This is a genomic window from Roseateles sp. (genome assembly GCF_049240545.1).
GTDB lineage: Bacteria > Pseudomonadota > Gammaproteobacteria > Burkholderiales > Burkholderiaceae_C > Paucibacter_A.
This window is the reverse complement of the sequence record NZ_JBMLSK010000374.1, coordinates 58,336-74,869: the sequence shown is the minus strand read 5'-3', so window position 1 is coordinate 74,869 and position 16,534 is coordinate 58,336. Positions and strand designations below refer to the sequence as shown.

Here is a 16,534-nt window from a genome sequence, read left to right as displayed (position 1 = left end):
GCTCCTGCTCCTGCTCCTGCTCCTGCTCCTGCTCCTGCTCCTGCTCCTGCTCCTTCTCCTGCTCCATTCAGCACTTTGCAGACGACTGTGCCCGCCGCCACCTACACCTCCGGCAGCTCCGAGCAGGTCGCCTATGAGCATTTGAATGCCGCTCGACTGAAGTGTGGATTTGGCCTTCTTGCTCAATCCAAGGCTTTGGATACCGCCGCTGCTGCTCACAGCAACTACACTGCGCTGGCTTCGATTGCCGGCCTGAATGTTATGAATACCCACACCCAAGTGGCCGGCTCACCTGGCTTTACTGGCGTAACGCCAACAGACCGGGCCGCAGCAGCGGGTTACAAGGGTTCCGCTGGTGAAAACGCAGGCACACGGCCTGTCCTTGCAGACAGCACCAACGGCAGCATTGGTTTTTACGCCAGCCGAGGCTTCTTGAGCACTGTGTTCCATTTGAGCGCTGCGCTGGGCAACTTCCGTGAAGTTGGCTTGGGCATCAAGTTCTATACGATTCCTGAGCATATGGTTGCTGGTATTCCGATTCCCAAACCAGCACAGAATGTGGCCGCCGTAACCTGGAATTTTGGGCGCGCAGCCGGCGCTTCAATTCAAGAATCAGGCGAAGCCTTGGTGAACTATCCATGCGAAGGCTCAACAAACGTTGCAACCTCCTTCCAGCCAGAAAGTCCTGACCCGTTCGAAGGCATGAATTTCGGCCCACAGGTCAGCAACGGCCAGCCGATCTTCTTGAAGGCTACCGGCGTCGGTTCGACTGGTGCGGTGAAGCTGCTCAAAGTCTCGAATGCTTCGTTGACTTCCGCCTCGGGCAAGTCGGTGCTGCTGTTCACCTACGACAAGTCGGTGACGAGCATCAAGCAAAGCCTGCGCGAGCAGAACATGGTGAACAACGAGGTCTTCTTGATCCCGCGTGAAAACCTGGCTCCCAACACGGTCTACACCGCCCAAGTGAGCGGCACGATTGACGGCGCTCCGTTCGCCAAGGCTTGGCAGTTCACCACAGGCGACGGGAAGTAAAGCCAAGAAGTTGCCCCACGCGGCAACTGCCACATAAGAAGGCCGCGTCTTTTCTGAGGCGCGGCCTTTTTCCTCTTTCAGTCGTTTTGCTCGTCAACGAACTCTTGCAGCCCGCCGTTCAGTCGCGAGAGGCTCACTTCAAAAAAACAGCTCCCCTCAGAAAGGCCACAAGCATGCGTCTCATATTGGCACTCTTTCTCCCATTTACCGTGTTCTTCACCATCGGCAGGCCGTTTGCCGGGGTGTTTTGCTTTCTCTTGCAGGTCACGATTCTTGGGTGGATTCCAGCCTCAATTTGGGCCGTTTACGCCTTGGGGCAGTACAAGACAGACCAGAAAATCAAGCAAGCCTTGGCTAAGGCCCAGTAACAACAGGAGGAAGAACGAATGATGAAAAAGCTTTTTGCGTGCGCACTGCTTGTGGCTGGCGCCCATGCCAACGGCGGGACGATGGACCTGACCGGGGCCCAGGTTTCGATCAAGGACTCAATGACCCTGTCGGTCATTGGGGCCGCAGGTTCCGGTGGTCGTGCTGAACAACGCTTTCGTTGGGACCCGAGCAGTGATAGCTTTGTCCGCACTGGGACGAAAGACACGGCTTATTGTTCGACGGGAGCATTCCGTGACGCGGGCACCAGCGACGGCGCCTTTTCTTTGAGCTTCTCCTCGTCTCGCATCGACAAGTCCATGACTGTGACTCTGGAGAGAATCCAAGGTTTCGCCAACTTCCCGGTTGGCGTTGCTGGAGTCACCCTGTATCAAGGGAAAAAGTGGTTTCGACTCGAAGAAACAGCGGGTGTCCAGGGGAATAGCTTGTACGCCAAGCGGATAGAACCAACCAGTTCAGGCTGGTTGGTGCTGCCAGTGGGCGGGCGGGCCGTTTACCGGATCGAAGGGGTGCCACCCTCACTTGATCTCGGCGCGCCGCTCACAGCCGTAGTGACGAAAGATGCGCTGCGATATGAGTGCAAAGAGATCTCCGAGTGAAATTCAGTAAGCAAAACAGTTGATGCATGAAAAAAAGGCCACCCGAGGGTGGCCTTTCGCCTTTACCTGAGTGCCTCAGTACATCAAGGGTACAAACCGCGCTCTTCGCGTGCTTCGAGCACGCGAGTGCAAGCCACCACAAAGGCGGCGGTGCGCAGGCTGATGCGGTGCTGCTCCGACACCTCCCAGATGTGCTTGAAGGCGCCGGTGATGATCTTGTCCAGGCGGACATTGATCTCGTCTTCGGTCCAGAAAAAGCTGCTGAAGTCTTGCACCCACTCGAAGTAGGACACGGTCACGCCGCCCGAGTTGGCGATCACGTCCGGCACCACCACGATGCCACGATCCGCCAGCACGGCGTCGCCGTCGGGCGTGGTCGGGCCGTTGGCGCCTTCCAGCACCAGGCGGGTTTGCAGGCCTTCGGCGCGCTCTTTGCTGATCTGGCCTTCCAAGGCGGCCGGGATCAGCACATCGCTCTTGACCTTCCAGAAGTCTTCGTTGGCGATCTTGTCGCCGCCGCTGAAGCCACCGACGCCGCCGGTCTTGGCCACATGGTCGAGCAGGTTCTGCATATCAAAACCGCGCTCGTTCAGGATGGTGCCGGTGTGGTCTTGCACGCACACGATGCGCGCGCCGCTGGCCGCGAACAGCTTGGCGGCGATGGAGCCGACGTTACCGAAGCCCTGCACGGCGATGCGAGCGCCTTCCATCTCGATGCCCAGACGGCGCATCGCTTCGCGACCGATCACGAACACACCACGGCCGGTGGCCTGCACACGACCCAGCGAGCCCCCCAAAGCGATGGGCTTGCCGGTGACGACGCCGGTGGCGGTGGCGCCCACGTTCATCGAGTAGGTGTCCATCATCCAGGCCATGATCTGGCCGTTGGTGTTGACGTCGGGCGCCGGGATGTCCTGCTGCGGGCCGATGATGATGCCGATCTCGCTGGTGTACCGGCGTGTAACTTTTTCCAGCTCTTTTTGCGAAAGTTGCTTGGGATCGAGGCGGATGCCGCCCTTGGCGCCGCCGTAAGGCAGGTTGACGGCCGCGTTCTTGATCGTCATCCAGGCCGACAGGGCCATCACTTCTTCCAGCGTCACATCGGGGTGGTAACGCACGCCGCCCTTGCCGGGGCCGCGGGTCAGGCTGTGCTGGACGCGATAGCCTTCATAGTGAGCGATGGTGCCGTTGTCGAGCTCGATCGGCACATCCACAATCAGCGCCCGCTTCGGGCGGCGCAGCGTTTCGACCCAGCGCGCCAGATGGCCCAGATAGGGCTCCACAGCATCGATCTGAGACAGGTAGGTGCCCCAGGGACTGTTGCGCGTGGGCGCAACAAAAGACAGGTTGGACATTCAGTAATGCTCCGTAACTTTTGGTGGCCCGAACGGTATCTCGACTTCGATACCACTCGGCCCCAAAAGCCAAGCCTTGTCTACATGCCGCTATGCGGCTTGCGCATAACCTTGAGGAAGGCCTGTCGGAGCAGCGTTGCCCGGTGCGGCTCAGTGCCAGTCGTAGCTGAGCTTGAGCATCACGCCGGCGTCGCCCAAGATGTTGACCTGCGCCGCCCATTTGTTGTCAAAGGTCCAGCCCAGACCGGCCAGCACGCCGGGCGAAAAGCCGCGGTAGTTGAAGGGCACTTTGTCTTTGTACTCGCCCTTGTAGCCATACAAAATACCGGCCGTCCACTGGGCATAGAGCTTGGGATAGCTGGCCATCAAGCCGGTGTAGCGCTTGCCCACATAGAGAAAGCCACTCTCCTGGCCGAAGGAGTTGCTGAAGAAAGAGGCGCCGGCCAGCCAGTCGTTGTGCTGTTGGCGCTCAATGCCCACCGCCCAGACATAGCGATGCTCGGGGCTCGGGTGAAAATGCAAGGTGTAGGGGGAAACGGCAAGACGCCAGTGGCCGTTTTTGTCGTCCAAGGCTTCGGTCAGATCCATGGCCGCAGCCTTGCCCGACAAGGCTGACAAGGCCAGTCCCATCCACAAGAAAGAAGAAAGCATGCCGGAGCGTTTTGTTCGCATGGTCATAAAAGCAGGAAAGCAAGGGATGGCGCGGATTCTCTCCGATGCGCGCAAGCGCCGACTTTTGCCTTGGCGCAGCGGCGCTGTGCTGTGCCTGGCCCTGAGCTTGAGCGGCTGCGCCTGGCTGTCCGCCAAGGAGCGCGCCCTGGTGCTGCGGCCTTCACCGGGGCGGCCCGCGGCATTCCTGGATGACGCGACGGGTCTGCGCCCCGGCGACCTACGCTACACCCTGCAGGTCCCCAGCCAAAATGGCGCGACGCCCCCCAACACCGAAGACCGCCTGGCGATCTGGTGGCTGCCGCATCCCGACCCGCAAGCGCCGACCCTGCTGTACCTGCACGGCACGCTGCGCAGTTTGTACGGGAACCTGCCCAAGATCGAGGCGGTGCGCGATGCGGGCTTTGCGGTGCTGGCGGTGGACTACCGGGGCTGGGGCGACAGCAGCCCCATCATCCCTGACGAGGCCAGCATCGATGCCGACGCCGCGCGGGCCTGGGCTGAACTGGTGAAGCGCCAGCCCGATGCGAGCAAGCGCGTCATCTTTGGCCACTCGATGGGCGGCGCCGTGGCGGTCAGCCTGGCCAGCCAGCTGCGCCGTGGCGTCGACTATGGCGGCCTGGTGCTGGAGTCCACCTTCACCCGCATGCCCGATGTGGCGGCCTCGGCCGGCACGCTGGGCCGCATCGGCGCGGCCATCACCTCGCTGAGGTTTGAGTCCATCGACAAGATCGCCCGCGTCGATGCGCCCACGCTGATCTTGCACGGGGATGCCGACAAACTGGTGCCGGTGGACCTCGGCCGGCGCTTGCGCGATGCGGCTCGGCCCGGCGTTTGCTGGGTGGAAATTGCCAAAGGCAGCCACAGCGGTCTGCACCGCGAGGCGGCTGAGCGCTACAAGCAGTCCTTGCAAGGCATGGTCAGCGTCTTGCCGCCGCGCTTCTCCGGGCCCGAGGCAAGGCCTTGGCCGGCCGGGGTTTGCTCGGCGCTCAGCACAGCGCCCAAGGCGAATGCCGTAAAGTCTTGACCCATCTTCACCCCAACCCGCGCCCCCTCGGCGCGCGACCCGAGTCCCCATGCTGATCATCAACAAACTGCTGCCCCAAGGGGCCGGCCTGGCCCCGGTGCTGCTGAAGCGCGCCGGCGTTTTGTCTTTGCCCTTTGCGGCGCGCCAGCACCACGAAGCCAATCTCAGCGATGGCCAGGGCCATGAGCTGGGCCTGCGCTTGCCGGCCGGCACCACGCTGCGCGGCGGCGATGTGCTGGTGGCCGAAGACGGCTCGCTGATGCGCGTCGAAGCGGTGGCCGAGCCCCTGCTGCTGGTGCGCCCCTCCGCCCAACAAGGCCTGGGCGACCTGCTGCGCCTGGCCCACCAGCTGGGTGAGATGCATGTGCATATGGAAGCGCATGAGGACCATCTGCGTCTGCCCGGCGACCCGGAGTTGGCGCAATGGCTGGAGCGCCAGCATTTCGCCCTGGCGCCGCTGGAAGCGCCCTTCGATCCACCGGCCTTGCTGAGCCAACTGCCCGAAGTGCTGGCGCATCAAGAAGGCCATGTGCATGGGCCGGGCTGCGGGCATGACCATTCACACGATCATGGCCATGGTCATTCACATGATCACGGGCACGACCATGGCCACGGTCATGTGCACGGCCCCGGCTGCAAGCACGATCACTGAGCTGAAAACAGAGGCCGAGTCCGTCTGAGAGGACTCGGCCTTGATCAGGCATCGACTCAGAACTTGTACTCGAAGCCCACGTTCGGCATCAGGCCGAGCTCCGACACCTTCTTGCGCTTGCTGTAGTCGGCCGTGTATTCATAGCCGCTGATGTTGTTGCGGTTGTAGGCATTGTTCAGCTCGAAGTAGTAGCTGGCCCGCTTCGAGTATTGCCAGTCGGCGCGCAGGTCCAGACGGTGGTAAGCCGGCAGACGCTCGGAGTTCAGTTCGCCATAGACCGGGCGCAGGCGGCCGCCCGCATCACGCCGGGTGCCCACCACCGGGGTGATCAGATTGCCGCTGTGATAGCTCCACTTGGCGCCATAGGTCCATTTGTCCGAGTACTTGTAATTGCCCACCAGGCTGATCACCACCGGCTGGTCGTACTCGAACTTGAACTCCTTGCCGGTGACGTCGTTCTTGCGCTTGGTTTCCGCCAGGCTGACCGAGAGCCAGCCGGAGAGCTTGTCGGTCAAGTCCTTCTTGACGAACAGCTCCAGGCCCTTGGACGTGCCGCTGCCGCCATTGATGTAGTTCAGCGTCGGGTCGCTCAGCACGAAGTTCTCAAAGCTCTTCTGGTAGACCTCGGCCTTCACCGACCAGCCCTGCGACAGGCGCTGCGTCACGCCCAGCACGGTTTGTTCGGACTGCACATGGCCGAGCTTCGGATTGCCGAACTCCTTCAGGACCTGGATGCCATCGGGGAACTGGTTGTGCTTGCCCCAGGCCGCATTGATGACCGTGTTCTTCAAGGCGCGCCATTCCAGACCCAGGCGTGGCTCGGTGTAGTTGCGCTTGAGGTAGCCATCTCGGGTGTAGTGGACGCCGACGGTGGCGGCAAAGTCGGGCGTCAACTGCCAGCGGTCCTTCAGGTAGAGATTGGTGTAGTTGATCGACAAGTCATCCTGCAAGTTCTTGCGCGGCGCGCTGCTGATGTCGCAATCGGGCTCGAATTCGGTGCAGCGCGCATCCAGCAGGTTCAAGCCCAGCTTGAGCTTGTTGACAAAGGCCACCGCACCGGCGGTCACATCATGCGAGTCCCCCAGGCGCAGGCGCAGCTGATTGCGCAAGAAGTAGCTGTCTTGCTTCAAGTCCAGATCGGCTGCGCTGCCCGCCTTGGACTTGTTGACGTAGTCCATATGGCCAATGGCCAGCTTGTTGCTGATCTGCGGGCTCAGCACCGAGTCCCAGACCACGGCCTGGGTGTTGCTGGACAAGTTGGCGCGCGAGGTGCCCGCCAAGGCCGGCTCCTGAATCGCCACATCGCTATCGGCCGGCCGGAACAGCTTGAGCTTGTCGGCCGCGCCCGTGGCATGGAAGGTCAGCTCATTGCTGGGGTTGAGCTTCCACAGGTATTTGGCCTGGTAGTCGCTGAAGCTGGGCATGCTGTAGACCACGCCGCTGTCCTTGTCGGTCTGGTCCTTTCGGATGATCAGGTCGATATAGCTGCGCTTGGCGGCAAAGTAAAAGCTCTGGTTTTGCGCCACCGGGCCTTCGACCAAGACATCGGCGCCCAGCGCGCCGACATTGACCACGCCGCCCAAGCGGTCGGTGCGCGGCTTGCGCAAGGTGATGTCGACCACGCCGCCATGCACATCATCAAACTCCGGGCCAAAAGCGCCGGTGTAGAGATCAAACTGCTGGACCAGGTCTTTGTGCACCACGCTGAAGTAACCACCCAGGTGATAGACATAGCCGACCGGCAGAAAGTCGATGTAGTAGGTGTTGTCCTCGGGGCGCGAGCCGCGAATCGCCGGGGCCGCATTGCTGTCGCTGGTGGACACCACACCGGGCAGGCTTTGCAGCGCCCGCACCGGATCACCGCCGGTGCCGGCAACCCGCGTCAGCTCTTCGCCGGTCAAGACAAACTTGCTGGCCGGCTGACGGTTGGAGCTGACCTGCACCGGCGCCAGCTTCTGGGGCTGCTCGTCCGCACTTGGGTTCGAAGCAGCCGCCGAGACTGCCGCAGGGCTGGGCGCCTTGGGCGCGCTTTGTGCCATCGCCTGCGCGGCGAAACTGCCACCCCAGATGGCCACCAAGGCCATCCACAGCGGGCGCAAAGGCGCGATCTGATGGGCTTGAGATTGGGCGCTTTGCCGATTCGAGCTGCGCTGCTGACTGCTGTTCATAAATCCCTCATCGTGGTTGGTAGCGGGCTCCACAAACGCAGACCGCTCGCTGCGGGCCGCAGTCTCGCTGGTGTCGGAGACAAACGCCGGTCGAAGCAGCAAAGTCGCGGAATACGCACCCAAGGGTGTCGATACGAGACACCGCCCGCAGAAGTCATGCCTGCCAAAAGTCAGGCAAGCACCGACCTCAACGCAGGGCCGCCACCCAGCGCTCCCAGCGCGGCTGCCAGCGATCGGTGATGTCGGCCGAGACCAGGATGTGTTGGGCGCGCCCGGCCAGCAAGCGGCGCGGCACCGGGCCGATGAAGCGCGAGTCTTCGCTGTTGTCGCGGTTGTCGCCCAGCATGAAGTAGTGGCCTTCGGGCACGCGCATGGGGCCGAAATGCGGCTCCTTGTCGGCCATGTCCTTCGATTTTGGCGCTGAGGAAAGGTCACCAAAGCCACGCAGCACCAGCACACGGCGGCTGTGGCCGGCCACGGTTTCGGTGGCTCGCTTGGCCGCGACCACAAAGCCGGCGCCAACGGTTTCGGTGGTGGCGGCAAAGTCGCTGTAGGCCGCCGCCTCGCCGTTAATGAACAAGGCATTGCCGCGCAACTCGATCTCATCACCGGGCAGGCCGACTAGGCGCTTGATCAAACGCGTGCCGTTCTGGGGCGAGGCAAACACCACCACATCGCCGCGCTGCGGCTCGCCCAGCGGCGCCAGGCTGATATCGCTGAGCGGCAGCTTGGCGTCATAGGCCAGACGGTTCACCAGCACCACATCGCCTTCCAAAATGCTGGGCCGCATCGAGCCGGTGGGCACCGGGTTCCAGTCGGCCACGGCGGTGCGGAACACGCCGAAGCACAGCACGAAGAGGATCAGGCCGCGGTTCTCACGCAGCCATGCGCTGCTCCAGGTCTTGATTGCCGAAGTTTGAGGCTTGCCGTTCGCCATGATGCATTAACTCCCGCTGCTGGGTCTGCGTCTGGCACAAGAGGTGCCGACTTCGGAGTGAAGTCTGGCCTAGGCTTGGTGCTCAAGCCAGGGCGATGCGGCGAATAGCGGGTCGGCTGAGATGAATGGCGGCCTGGGTGACTCCAAGCCGGGGTCACTGCGGGCGGGGTAGCGTCAGACCGGGTTCTGATGAAACCAGGCGGCCACTTGTTGGCGCTGGGCCGGCGTGTAGTGCAGGCCCAGCTTGGAGCGGCGCCACAAAACGTCTTCGGCGCTGCGGGCCCATTCCTCACGTTGCAAATAGCGCAGTTCCATGGCGTACAGGCCCGGCGCCACCTCTTGGCCCAGATCGCTCAAGCGGCTGGCCGCGCCCAACACGCGGTCCACCCGGGCACCGTAAGCCCGCGCCAAGCGGCGCGCCAGTGGGGCCGGCAGATAGGCGTAGCGCGACTGCACGGCCGCGACCAAGCGTTCGAAGTCTCCCGCCGGGTCGGCCGCTGCGCCGGGCTGAGGTGCACCAATCCAAGTTTGTAGATCACCGCCGGGCAAGTGGGCGCCTTCGGTCCAAGGCTTGCGGGTCTCACCCAGCATTTGGCCGACCAGTTCGGCCGCGTCTTCCGCCAGCTTGCGGAAGGTGGTGATCTTGCCGCCCCAGACGCTCAGCAGCGGCGCACCGTCAGTGTGCGTTTCGAGCAAGTAGTCGCGCGTCACGGCGGAGGGATCGCCGGATGCATCGTCGAGCAGCGGCCGCACGCCGGCATAGCTCCAGACCACGTCGCTAGGTAGCACCGGCTTGACGAAGTAACGGCTGGCCTGCTCGCACAGGTAAGCAATCTCTTGCTCATTGATGCTGGCCTTGGCAAAGCCGGCCAGCGCATCGGGCGGCAGTTCCACATCGGTGGTGCCGATCAGGGTGTAGTCGCCCTCGTAGGGAATAGCGAAGATGATGCGCTTGTCGGGGTTTTGGAAGATGTAGGCATGGTCATGCGTGAAGCAGCGCTTGACGATGATGTGGCTGCCCTTGACCAAGCGCAGGCTCTTGGTCGCCAAGGCCTCGCCCCGAGCGGGCTGGGCCACCTGACGCAAAAAGGATTCGGCCCAAGGGCCGGCCGCATTGACCAGGGCGCGAGCACGCACCTGGCGCTCGCCCAGCGGGGTTTGGATGCGGGCGGTCCAGCCCTCGGCGTCGCGCTGCACTTGGGTGACTGGGCTGCGGGTCAGCAACTCGGCCCCCTTGGCTTGGGCGTCCAGGGCGTTCAAGAGCACCAGGCGGGCGTCGTCCACCCAACCATCGGAATAAACAAAGCCGCGCCGGTACTGGGTCTTCAGCGGCTCGCCCAAAACCGAGGCGCGCAGGTTCACGCCCTTGGAGCCAGGCAAGACCTCGCGGCGCGCCAGATGGTCGTAGAGGAACAGGCCCATACGGATCAACCAGCTGGGGCGCATGGCCTCGTCATGCGGCATCACAAAACGCAGCGGCCACATGATGTGGGGGGCGCTCTTGAGCAGCACCTCGCGCTCTTGCAGCGCCTTGCGCACCAGCGAAAACTCGTAGTACTCGAGGTAGCGCAAGCCGCCGTGGATCAGCTTGGTGCTGCTGGAGGAAGTGTGGGCCGCGAAGTCCGAGGCCTCGGCCAGCAGCACCGTCCAGCCGCGCCCTGCCAGATCGCGAGCAATGCCCGCGCCATTGATCCCACCACCCACCACCAGTACGTCAAAATGATCCATCACGCTACTCTAAGGCAAGACCGATGCGCTATTTGTTGGCACTCGACCAAGGCACCTCCAGTTCACGGGCCATTGTTTTTGATGCACAGGGCCAGATCGTGGCCATGGCGCAGCGCGAGTTCAAGCAGATCTACCCGCAGCCCGGCTGGGTCGAGCACGACGCAATGGAGATTTGGGCCAGCCAGCTGGACACCGCCCGCGAAGCACTGCGCAAGGCCGGCCTGACGGCTGCCGACATCCGTGCTTTAGGCATCACCAACCAACGGGAAACCACGGTGCTGTGGAGCCGCAAGACCGGCCTGCCGCTGCACCACGCCATCGTCTGGCAAGACCGGCGCGCCGAGCCCACTTGCGCGGCGCTGCGCGAGCAGGGCCTGGGGCCCTTGGTCCAGCAGAAAACCGGTTTAGTGATCGACGCCTATTTTTCCGGCAGCAAGCTGAAATGGCTGCTTGACCATGTGCCCGATGCACGTGCGCAGGCCGCACGCGGCGAGTTGGCTTTTGGCACCATTGACAGCTGGCTGGTCTGGCAACTCACCAACGGCGCGGTGCACGCCACCGACGTCAGCAATGCCTCGCGCACCCTGCTCTTCAATGTGCACAGCAACAGCTGGGACGATGACTTGCTGGCCGCGCTGGACATTCCGCGCTCGGTGCTGCCCGAGGTCTACCCCTCGGCGCACCGCTTCGGCCAGGTGGCGGCCGAGCACCTGGGCGGCGAGATCCTGATTGGCGGCATCGCCGGCGACCAACAGGCCGCGCTGTTCGGCCAAGCCTGCTTCAAGCCGGGCATGGCCAAGAACACCTATGGCACCGGCTGCTTCATGCTGATGCACACCGGCTCGCAGTTTCAGAGTTCAGCCAATGGCTTGATCACCACCAGCGCCGCGCAGGCCACGGCCACGCCCGAGTTTGCGCTGGAGGGCAGCGTCTTCATCGGCGGCGCGGTAGTGCAGTGGTTGCGTGATGGGCTGCAAGCCATCAAGGGCAGCGCCGAAGTTCAAGCCTTGGCCGAAAGCGTGCCCGATGCCGGCGGCGTGATGTTCGTGCCCGCCTTCACCGGCCTGGGCGCGCCCTACTGGAATGCCGACGCACGCGGCGCCATCGTCGGCCTCACGCGCGGCTCCAGCGTGGCCCATATTGCACGCGCAGCGCTGGAGAGCATCGCTTTTCAGAGCGCCGCGCTGCTGCAGGCCATGAGCCGCGACGCGCTGGCCGCCGGCGGCGCGCCGGTCAGCGAGTTGCGCGTGGACGGTGGCGCCTGCGTCAACAACCTCTTGATGCAGTTCCAGGCGGATCTGCTGGGCATCCCGGTGCTGCGCCCCAAGGTGATCGAAACCACGGCCTTGGGTGCAGCCTATCTGGCCGGCCTGTCCAGCGGTCTGTACAGCGACTTGGCGGAGCTAGCCGGGCATTGGCAGGCCGAGCGGGTGTTCCGCCCGACGCTGCCGCGTGAGCGCGCACATGAACTGATGAGTCAGTGGGAACACGCGGTTCGGCAAGCCTGCGCGACTTGAGATCCAGCTGCTGCCGCTTGGCCTCACTGCGCCCGCAGTCCATAACGCCGATGCCACTCGGCAACCTCGCTGACCAGTGGGCCTAACTCACGGTTCAGCGCATCCAGCACTTCCGGTACTTCTGCCGGATTACCTTTGGGGCCGGCCGCCAGCTCCAGGGCCGAGGCTCGCTGCGCCAAGCTGTCCAGCCCCAGATTGCCGGCTAAGCCTCGCAAACGATGGGCAGCGCTGCACAGCGAGGGCAAGCCGTTGATGCGCGCCTCTTCAAACTGGGTCAGGTGCTGCGCATATTGCTTGGCAAATGTGCCCAGCAGTTTGGCGAGCAACTCCTGACGTCCGGCACAGCGGGTCAAGGCCGCATCGAAGTCGGTGCCAGGGATCTGCGGCCATAAGGATGTCGTCTCGGTCAGGTCGAGATCCGCCTTCGGCGCACTCGCCAAAGGCTCCGAGCTTGCCGGCCCAGGCGGCGTAGGCGGCGTAGGCGGCGTAGGCGGCGTAGGCGGCATGCTCGCAAATGTCGCACGATGCGGGCTGAGCGCCCGTCGCGGCAAATCCTCCGCCTGCGACATCAGCACCTGAATCAATTCGGCCTGATCAATCGGCTTGGTGACGTGCGCGACCATGCCGGCAGCCAAGCAGCGACGTCGTTGCTCAGGCAGCGCATGCGCCGTCAAGGCGATCACCTTGAGCTTGGGCGCCAACTGATGCAGGCGTTTTGTCGCTTCGTAGCCGTCCATATCAGGCATCTGGATATCCATCAGGACCAGATCAAAGCCATCCGGTCCGGCCTCTCGCAGACGAGCCACCGCCTGCGCCCCGCTGTCTGAGGCCATCACTTCGGCACCCGCGTGACTCAACATGTCTTGAAGAATCTCGCGATTGATGTCGACGTCATCGGTGATCAGTATCCGCAGGCCGCGCAGCGGATCAGGCCCGATCTCCACGGTCAGCATCATCGGCGCGGTGGCCTCCGCCGGCGCCACTTCTGGCGTGGCCAGCGTCAAGGGCAGATCCAGCGTGAAGCAAGAGCCCTTGTCGACCTGGCTGCTGGCCGTGATGCTGCCGCCCATCAAGGCGGCCAACTGGCTGCTGATGCTCAGGCCAAGGCCTGTACCTCCGAACTTGCGCGTGGTCGAAGAGTCGGCCTGCTCAAATGCGGTGAAGACCCGCTTGAGCTGCTCCGGCGCAATACCGACCCCGGTGTCCGAGACGCTGAACACCAAACGTTCGGCCACTTGCTCCACGCTCAGGACCACGCGGCCTTTGTCGGTGAACTTGATCGCATTGGACAGCAGATTGACCAGAATCTGGGTGGCACGCAGCGCGTCCAGCATGACCCAGTCCTTGCTGGCCTTGTATTCGATCCGAAGCCGCAGATTCTTGGCGTCAGCTCGCTCGGAGACCAGATCGGTCACCTCCTTGACCAGATGGCTGAGGTTGCAGGGCAGGCTTTCAATGTCCAGCTTGCCGCTTTCCACTTTGGAGTAGTCGAGGATGTCGTTGATGACGCCCAACAGATGGCGGCCGGAGCGAACAATGCGCTCAAAGCCGCTGCGGGCCGCGGCGGGATCACCGCTGCGGCTGACCCCAAGCTGCGCCAAGCCCAGTACCGCATTCAACGGTGTGCGGATCTCATGGCTCATATTGGCGAGAAAGTCGCTCTTGGCCACCGCCAGCCGCTCGGCCTCATCCTTGGCCTGGCTCAACTCGCGCTGCAGTCGCTTCAAAGACGTGACTTCGGTGCCCAGATTCAAGACCGCAAGCGGCCGTTTATTGGCATCCAGCAGTGGGACGGTGGTGATCAGATAGTCATGCGCAACGCCCGCGCCGTCGGGAAACTGCCGCTCCACCGTGAGACTGCTGGTCCCGGCCATCAATTTGGCGTCACCATCGGCAATTTCGGCCGCCACCTCGGCCGCAAACAACTCACGCGCGCTCGCGCCCAGCGCCTGCGCCCGCGTCAGCTGAGTGGCCTGTTCAAAGTTCCGATTCACCAGGGTGTAGCGTCCCTGCAGATCCCGGATGCTCAGGGTGATGGGCAGGGCCTCCAAAATGTCTTGCATCAGTTGCTTCTCGGCCAGCAACTCGGCGGTGCGGGCTTGGACTTCGTCTTCGAGCCGCGCGCGTCCGATGCGCAACTCGGTTTCGGCTCGCACCCGCGCCGTGATGTCATGGGCGAACAGAACCACACAGACTTCCTCACCCAGTTGCAAGCGGTCTAACTTCACATCCCACCAGATGGGGTAGCCGTCCATATGACGCGACTGCCACTCAAAATACTGGGCCGTTCCGACTTCCACCGTTTGCCGCAAACGCTTCAGCATCTGCTCGCTGGAGAAGGGCTCGCCGGGGTACATGAGATTTGCATCGAGCTCGGTCAAACGTGTGCAGCCATAGACCACCAAGGTCTGGGCGTTGGCGAAGCGCAAGGCGCCGGTGTCGCCTTCCAGAATCTGGATGCAGGTCAGCGAGTTGTCCAAGAGGATGCGCAAACGCTCCTCGCTCTCGCGCAGACTCTGAGCCGCCGTCTGCTGGGCCTTGACCGTCTCCACCAGCAGGCGGCGCGAACGCTCCAGCGAACCGGTCACTTCCCAGAACAAGCTGCCGTAGCGCAGCGCCATCCAGCCCAAAACCAAAGAGGTGACGATGTACACCGTGGCATAGCTGGCCAGTGGCGGGCCGTTGCTGCGATTGACACCGGAAATCACACCGTAGGCCTCGAGCGCCCACAAGCTCAGATAGCCCAGCACCGCGCCCAGGGTGGCCCATTTGGCCGCTTGAGGGCCGACCATCAGCCCCATGGCCGCCAACAAGAGCAAAACCCCGGCCATGCCCGAGGAATGCAGGCCCACGCCATACAGGGCTGCGGCCACAAACAGAGTCAGCATGGCGGTGATGCTGAAGAAGGCGGTCGCGGCACGCACGCCCACCATGCGCGCCAGGGCCACGGAGATCAAAGCAATGGCCAGCACGCAAGCGCTGGTGCCCATGCGCGACACCCGCTCCGGCCAAGTCTGCTCGGTGCTCATGGCCAACGTCAGCATCTGCGCCAGGGCACCCAAAATCACAAGAAAAAGAAAGACCTGGGCGCTGCGCGCCATTAGTTGATCGAGCCTCTGCTTGAGCTCGCTCAGCGACTCCTCGCGCGGCGCCTGGGCCGGCATCAAAGCAGCGCCCAAACGCTCGTCCATTGCGGCCGACATGGCTGCTTGCCCGCTCTAGGCTTGCTGATTGAGCTTGCTGATCACACGCCCCAGGAACTGCTCGACTTCCTGACTCTTGTCCAGCGAAGCCATCACCTGCGACGCATGCTTCTTGATGATGCTGCTCAGGAAGTTCTCTTGATCATCGGTCAAACCCAGCTTCATGAAACTGGCTTCAACTTCTTCGGAGAGGTCTTCAAACGCACGCTGCACTTCCATGCGTTGCGTGTGGCTGCGCGCCGAGATATCCGTCAAAGCGTTGCGCGTCATATTGACCAGATAGCGCACATCGGCGAGATCACGGGTGGCCAATTCGGTGTCGAGCGCCGCCACCCGAACGATGGCCCCCTCGACCAACATGGCCACATTGTCAATCGCTCGGCCCATGCGCTCGGACTCTGCGCGATCCATATCGCTGCCGCGGTCCATGCGCAGATTGCGCACGAACAGCACCACCGAGCCATAGACAAAGCCGGTGTGCGGACCCAATGGGCGGATCCGTTGCCCGGTCTTCTGGGCAATCAGATGGTCAAGAATGGAATTCTCCAAGGCACTGCAAGGGCCTCGGCTGTTGCGAGCGATCAACTCGCCACGACCTTCGATGCGCACGCTGCCTTCCAGGGCATAGCGCTGCAAGGCATCAAAAACCGCTTGCGCGACCTCGGCATAGCTGCTGCAAGCGCCCAACTGACGCTGGAACTCAAGCACCACACCCGCTTCACCCATCATGTCGGCGGTGGACAAGACCGCATTCATGGTCTCTTCCAGCTGCCCACTCAACTCCAGTTGCCGGGCGCGATTGCTCAGCACCAGGCCAATCTTGGCAATCAATTCGCCCGCGTCAAAAGGCTTGGGCAGGTAGTCGGAACCGCCCGCCGCATAACCTTGCAAACGCTCGTCAATACTGACGCGAGCCGAGTGAAAGATCACCGGAATATCGGCACTGGTCGGGCTGCTCTTCAATTGCTTGCAGGTCTCATACCCGTCCAGTACGGGCATGTCGACATCCAAGACGATCAAATCAAAGGCCTGCTCTTGGGAGCAAAGTGCCAAGGCCTCCGTGCCACTGGTGACACTGGTGACCTCAAACTCCTCCTCCAAAGTGGCTTCCAACATCTGCAGGGTCAACTCGTCATCGTCAACGAGCAACACACGTGAACGCTTTGTCATTGATGGCTCCCCTTGCAAGCTTGAGCAAACCCAAGAAAACAGAGGCCTATTGAACCAGCAATCTCAGGCCAAGCCAAGGCGTCTGTGTTG

General features: G+C 62.7%; 13 protein-coding genes. 6 read left to right on the top strand and 7 right to left on the bottom strand.

What is annotated here, in order from left to right:
- From ACOVRJ_RS22850 to ACOVRJ_RS22840, 3 genes are all read left to right on the top strand, one after another.
- Positions 1 to 1,032: CAP domain-containing protein (locus ACOVRJ_RS22850; RefSeq protein ID WP_422046122.1), on the top strand; the 1,032-nt coding region annotated here is incomplete at its 5' end.
- Positions 1,033 to 1,205: 173 nt separating this feature from the next.
- Positions 1,206 to 1,400 carry a YqaE/Pmp3 family membrane protein gene (locus ACOVRJ_RS22845; RefSeq protein WP_422046121.1) on the top strand — a complete coding sequence of 65 codons (195 nt, stop codon included), beginning with the start codon at positions 1,206 to 1,208 and terminating at the stop codon, positions 1,398 to 1,400.
- A gap of 18 nt (positions 1,401 to 1,418) precedes the next feature.
- On the top strand, positions 1,419 to 2,018 hold the full coding sequence (locus ACOVRJ_RS22840; RefSeq protein WP_422046120.1) for a hypothetical protein: 600 nt from the start codon (positions 1,419 to 1,421) through the stop codon (positions 2,016 to 2,018).
- A gap of 83 nt (positions 2,019 to 2,101) precedes the next feature.
- Here ACOVRJ_RS22840 and ACOVRJ_RS22835 read toward each other — a convergent pair whose 3' ends face one another.
- Together ACOVRJ_RS22835 and ACOVRJ_RS22830 are read right to left on the bottom strand one after the other, a co-directional pair.
- Positions 2,102 to 3,373 carry a Glu/Leu/Phe/Val family dehydrogenase gene (locus tag ACOVRJ_RS22835; protein WP_422046119.1) on the bottom strand — a complete coding sequence of 424 codons (1,272 nt, stop codon included), beginning with the start codon at positions 3,371 to 3,373 and terminating at the stop codon, positions 2,102 to 2,104.
- Between the two features lie 150 nt (positions 3,374 to 3,523).
- Positions 3,524 to 4,045 carry an ABC transporter ATP-binding protein gene (locus ACOVRJ_RS22830; protein WP_422046118.1) on the bottom strand — a complete coding sequence of 174 codons (522 nt, stop codon included), beginning with the start codon at positions 4,043 to 4,045 and terminating at the stop codon, positions 3,524 to 3,526.
- Between the two features lie 25 nt (positions 4,046 to 4,070).
- Here ACOVRJ_RS22830 and ACOVRJ_RS22825 point away from each other — a divergent pair, with 25 nt between their 5' ends.
- Complete coding sequence (locus tag ACOVRJ_RS22825) at positions 4,071 to 5,069, top strand: alpha/beta hydrolase (RefSeq protein WP_422046117.1); 999 nt, start codon at positions 4,071 to 4,073, stop codon at positions 5,067 to 5,069.
- A gap of 49 nt (positions 5,070 to 5,118) precedes the next feature.
- Positions 5,119 to 5,721 (top strand): urease accessory protein UreE, encoded by a 603-nt coding sequence (locus ACOVRJ_RS22820; protein WP_422046116.1) that lies wholly within the window; start codon positions 5,119 to 5,121, stop codon positions 5,719 to 5,721.
- 56 nt (positions 5,722 to 5,777) lie between these two features.
- Here ACOVRJ_RS22820 and ACOVRJ_RS22815 read toward each other — a convergent pair whose 3' ends face one another.
- The 3 genes from ACOVRJ_RS22815 to glpD form a co-directional block, all read right to left on the bottom strand.
- Complete coding sequence (locus ACOVRJ_RS22815) at positions 5,778 to 7,889, bottom strand: TonB-dependent receptor plug domain-containing protein (RefSeq protein ID WP_422046115.1); 2,112 nt, start codon at positions 7,887 to 7,889, stop codon at positions 5,778 to 5,780.
- 187 nt (positions 7,890 to 8,076) lie between these two features.
- Positions 8,077 to 8,826 carry a signal peptidase I gene (gene lepB / locus ACOVRJ_RS22810; RefSeq protein ID WP_422046114.1) on the bottom strand — a complete coding sequence of 250 codons (750 nt, stop codon included), beginning with the start codon at positions 8,824 to 8,826 and terminating at the stop codon, positions 8,077 to 8,079.
- Between the two features lie 174 nt (positions 8,827 to 9,000).
- The gene (gene glpD, locus ACOVRJ_RS22805; RefSeq protein ID WP_422046113.1) at positions 9,001 to 10,554 is read right to left on the bottom strand and encodes a glycerol-3-phosphate dehydrogenase; all 1,554 of its coding nucleotides are present in this window, start codon (positions 10,552 to 10,554) and stop codon (positions 9,001 to 9,003) included.
- Positions 10,555 to 10,577: 23 nt separating this feature from the next.
- Here glpD and glpK point away from each other — a divergent pair, with 23 nt between their 5' ends.
- Positions 10,578 to 12,071 (top strand): glycerol kinase GlpK, encoded by a 1,494-nt coding sequence (gene glpK, locus ACOVRJ_RS22800; protein WP_422046112.1) that lies wholly within the window; start codon positions 10,578 to 10,580, stop codon positions 12,069 to 12,071.
- A gap of 23 nt (positions 12,072 to 12,094) precedes the next feature.
- Here glpK and ACOVRJ_RS22795 read toward each other — a convergent pair whose 3' ends face one another.
- Positions 12,095 to 15,262 carry an ATP-binding protein gene (locus ACOVRJ_RS22795; RefSeq protein ID WP_422046111.1) on the bottom strand — a complete coding sequence of 1,056 codons (3,168 nt, stop codon included), beginning with the start codon at positions 15,260 to 15,262 and terminating at the stop codon, positions 12,095 to 12,097.
- 27 nt (positions 15,263 to 15,289) lie between these two features.
- Positions 15,290 to 16,444, bottom strand: a complete 1,155-nt coding sequence (locus ACOVRJ_RS22790; RefSeq protein WP_422046110.1) for a response regulator — start codon at positions 16,442 to 16,444, stop codon at positions 15,290 to 15,292.
- Between the last annotated feature and the right edge of the window lie 90 nt (positions 16,445 to 16,534).

Excerpts from the sequence above, each read along its gene's own strand:
- ACOVRJ_RS22840 (WP_422046120.1), top strand. The coding sequence starts at position 1,419 with ATGATGAAAAAGCTTTTTGCGTGCGCACTGCTTGTGGCTGGCGCCCAT.
- lepB (WP_422046114.1), bottom strand. The coding sequence starts at position 8,826 with ATGGCGAACGGCAAGCCTCAAACTTCGGCAATCAAGACCTGGAGCAGC.
- ACOVRJ_RS22795 (WP_422046111.1), bottom strand. The coding sequence starts at position 15,262 with ATGGACGAGCGTTTGGGCGCTGCTTTGATGCCGGCCCAGGCGCCGCGC.
- ACOVRJ_RS22835 (WP_422046119.1), bottom strand. The coding sequence starts at position 3,373 with ATGTCCAACCTGTCTTTTGTTGCGCCCACGCGCAACAGTCCCTGGGGC.
- glpD (WP_422046113.1), bottom strand. The coding sequence starts at position 10,554 with ATGGATCATTTTGACGTACTGGTGGTGGGTGGTGGGATCAATGGCGCG.
- ACOVRJ_RS22820 (WP_422046116.1), top strand. The coding sequence starts at position 5,119 with ATGCTGATCATCAACAAACTGCTGCCCCAAGGGGCCGGCCTGGCCCCG.
- ACOVRJ_RS22830 (WP_422046118.1), bottom strand. The coding sequence starts at position 4,045 with ATGCGAACAAAACGCTCCGGCATGCTTTCTTCTTTCTTGTGGATGGGA.
- glpK (WP_422046112.1), top strand. The coding sequence starts at position 10,578 with ATGCGCTATTTGTTGGCACTCGACCAAGGCACCTCCAGTTCACGGGCC.
- ACOVRJ_RS22815 (WP_422046115.1), bottom strand. The coding sequence starts at position 7,889 with ATGAACAGCAGTCAGCAGCGCAGCTCGAATCGGCAAAGCGCCCAATCT.
- ACOVRJ_RS22790 (WP_422046110.1), bottom strand. The coding sequence starts at position 16,444 with ATGACAAAGCGTTCACGTGTGTTGCTCGTTGACGATGACGAGTTGACC.
- ACOVRJ_RS22825 (WP_422046117.1), top strand. The coding sequence starts at position 4,071 with ATGGCGCGGATTCTCTCCGATGCGCGCAAGCGCCGACTTTTGCCTTGG.
- ACOVRJ_RS22845 (WP_422046121.1), top strand. The coding sequence starts at position 1,206 with ATGCGTCTCATATTGGCACTCTTTCTCCCATTTACCGTGTTCTTCACC.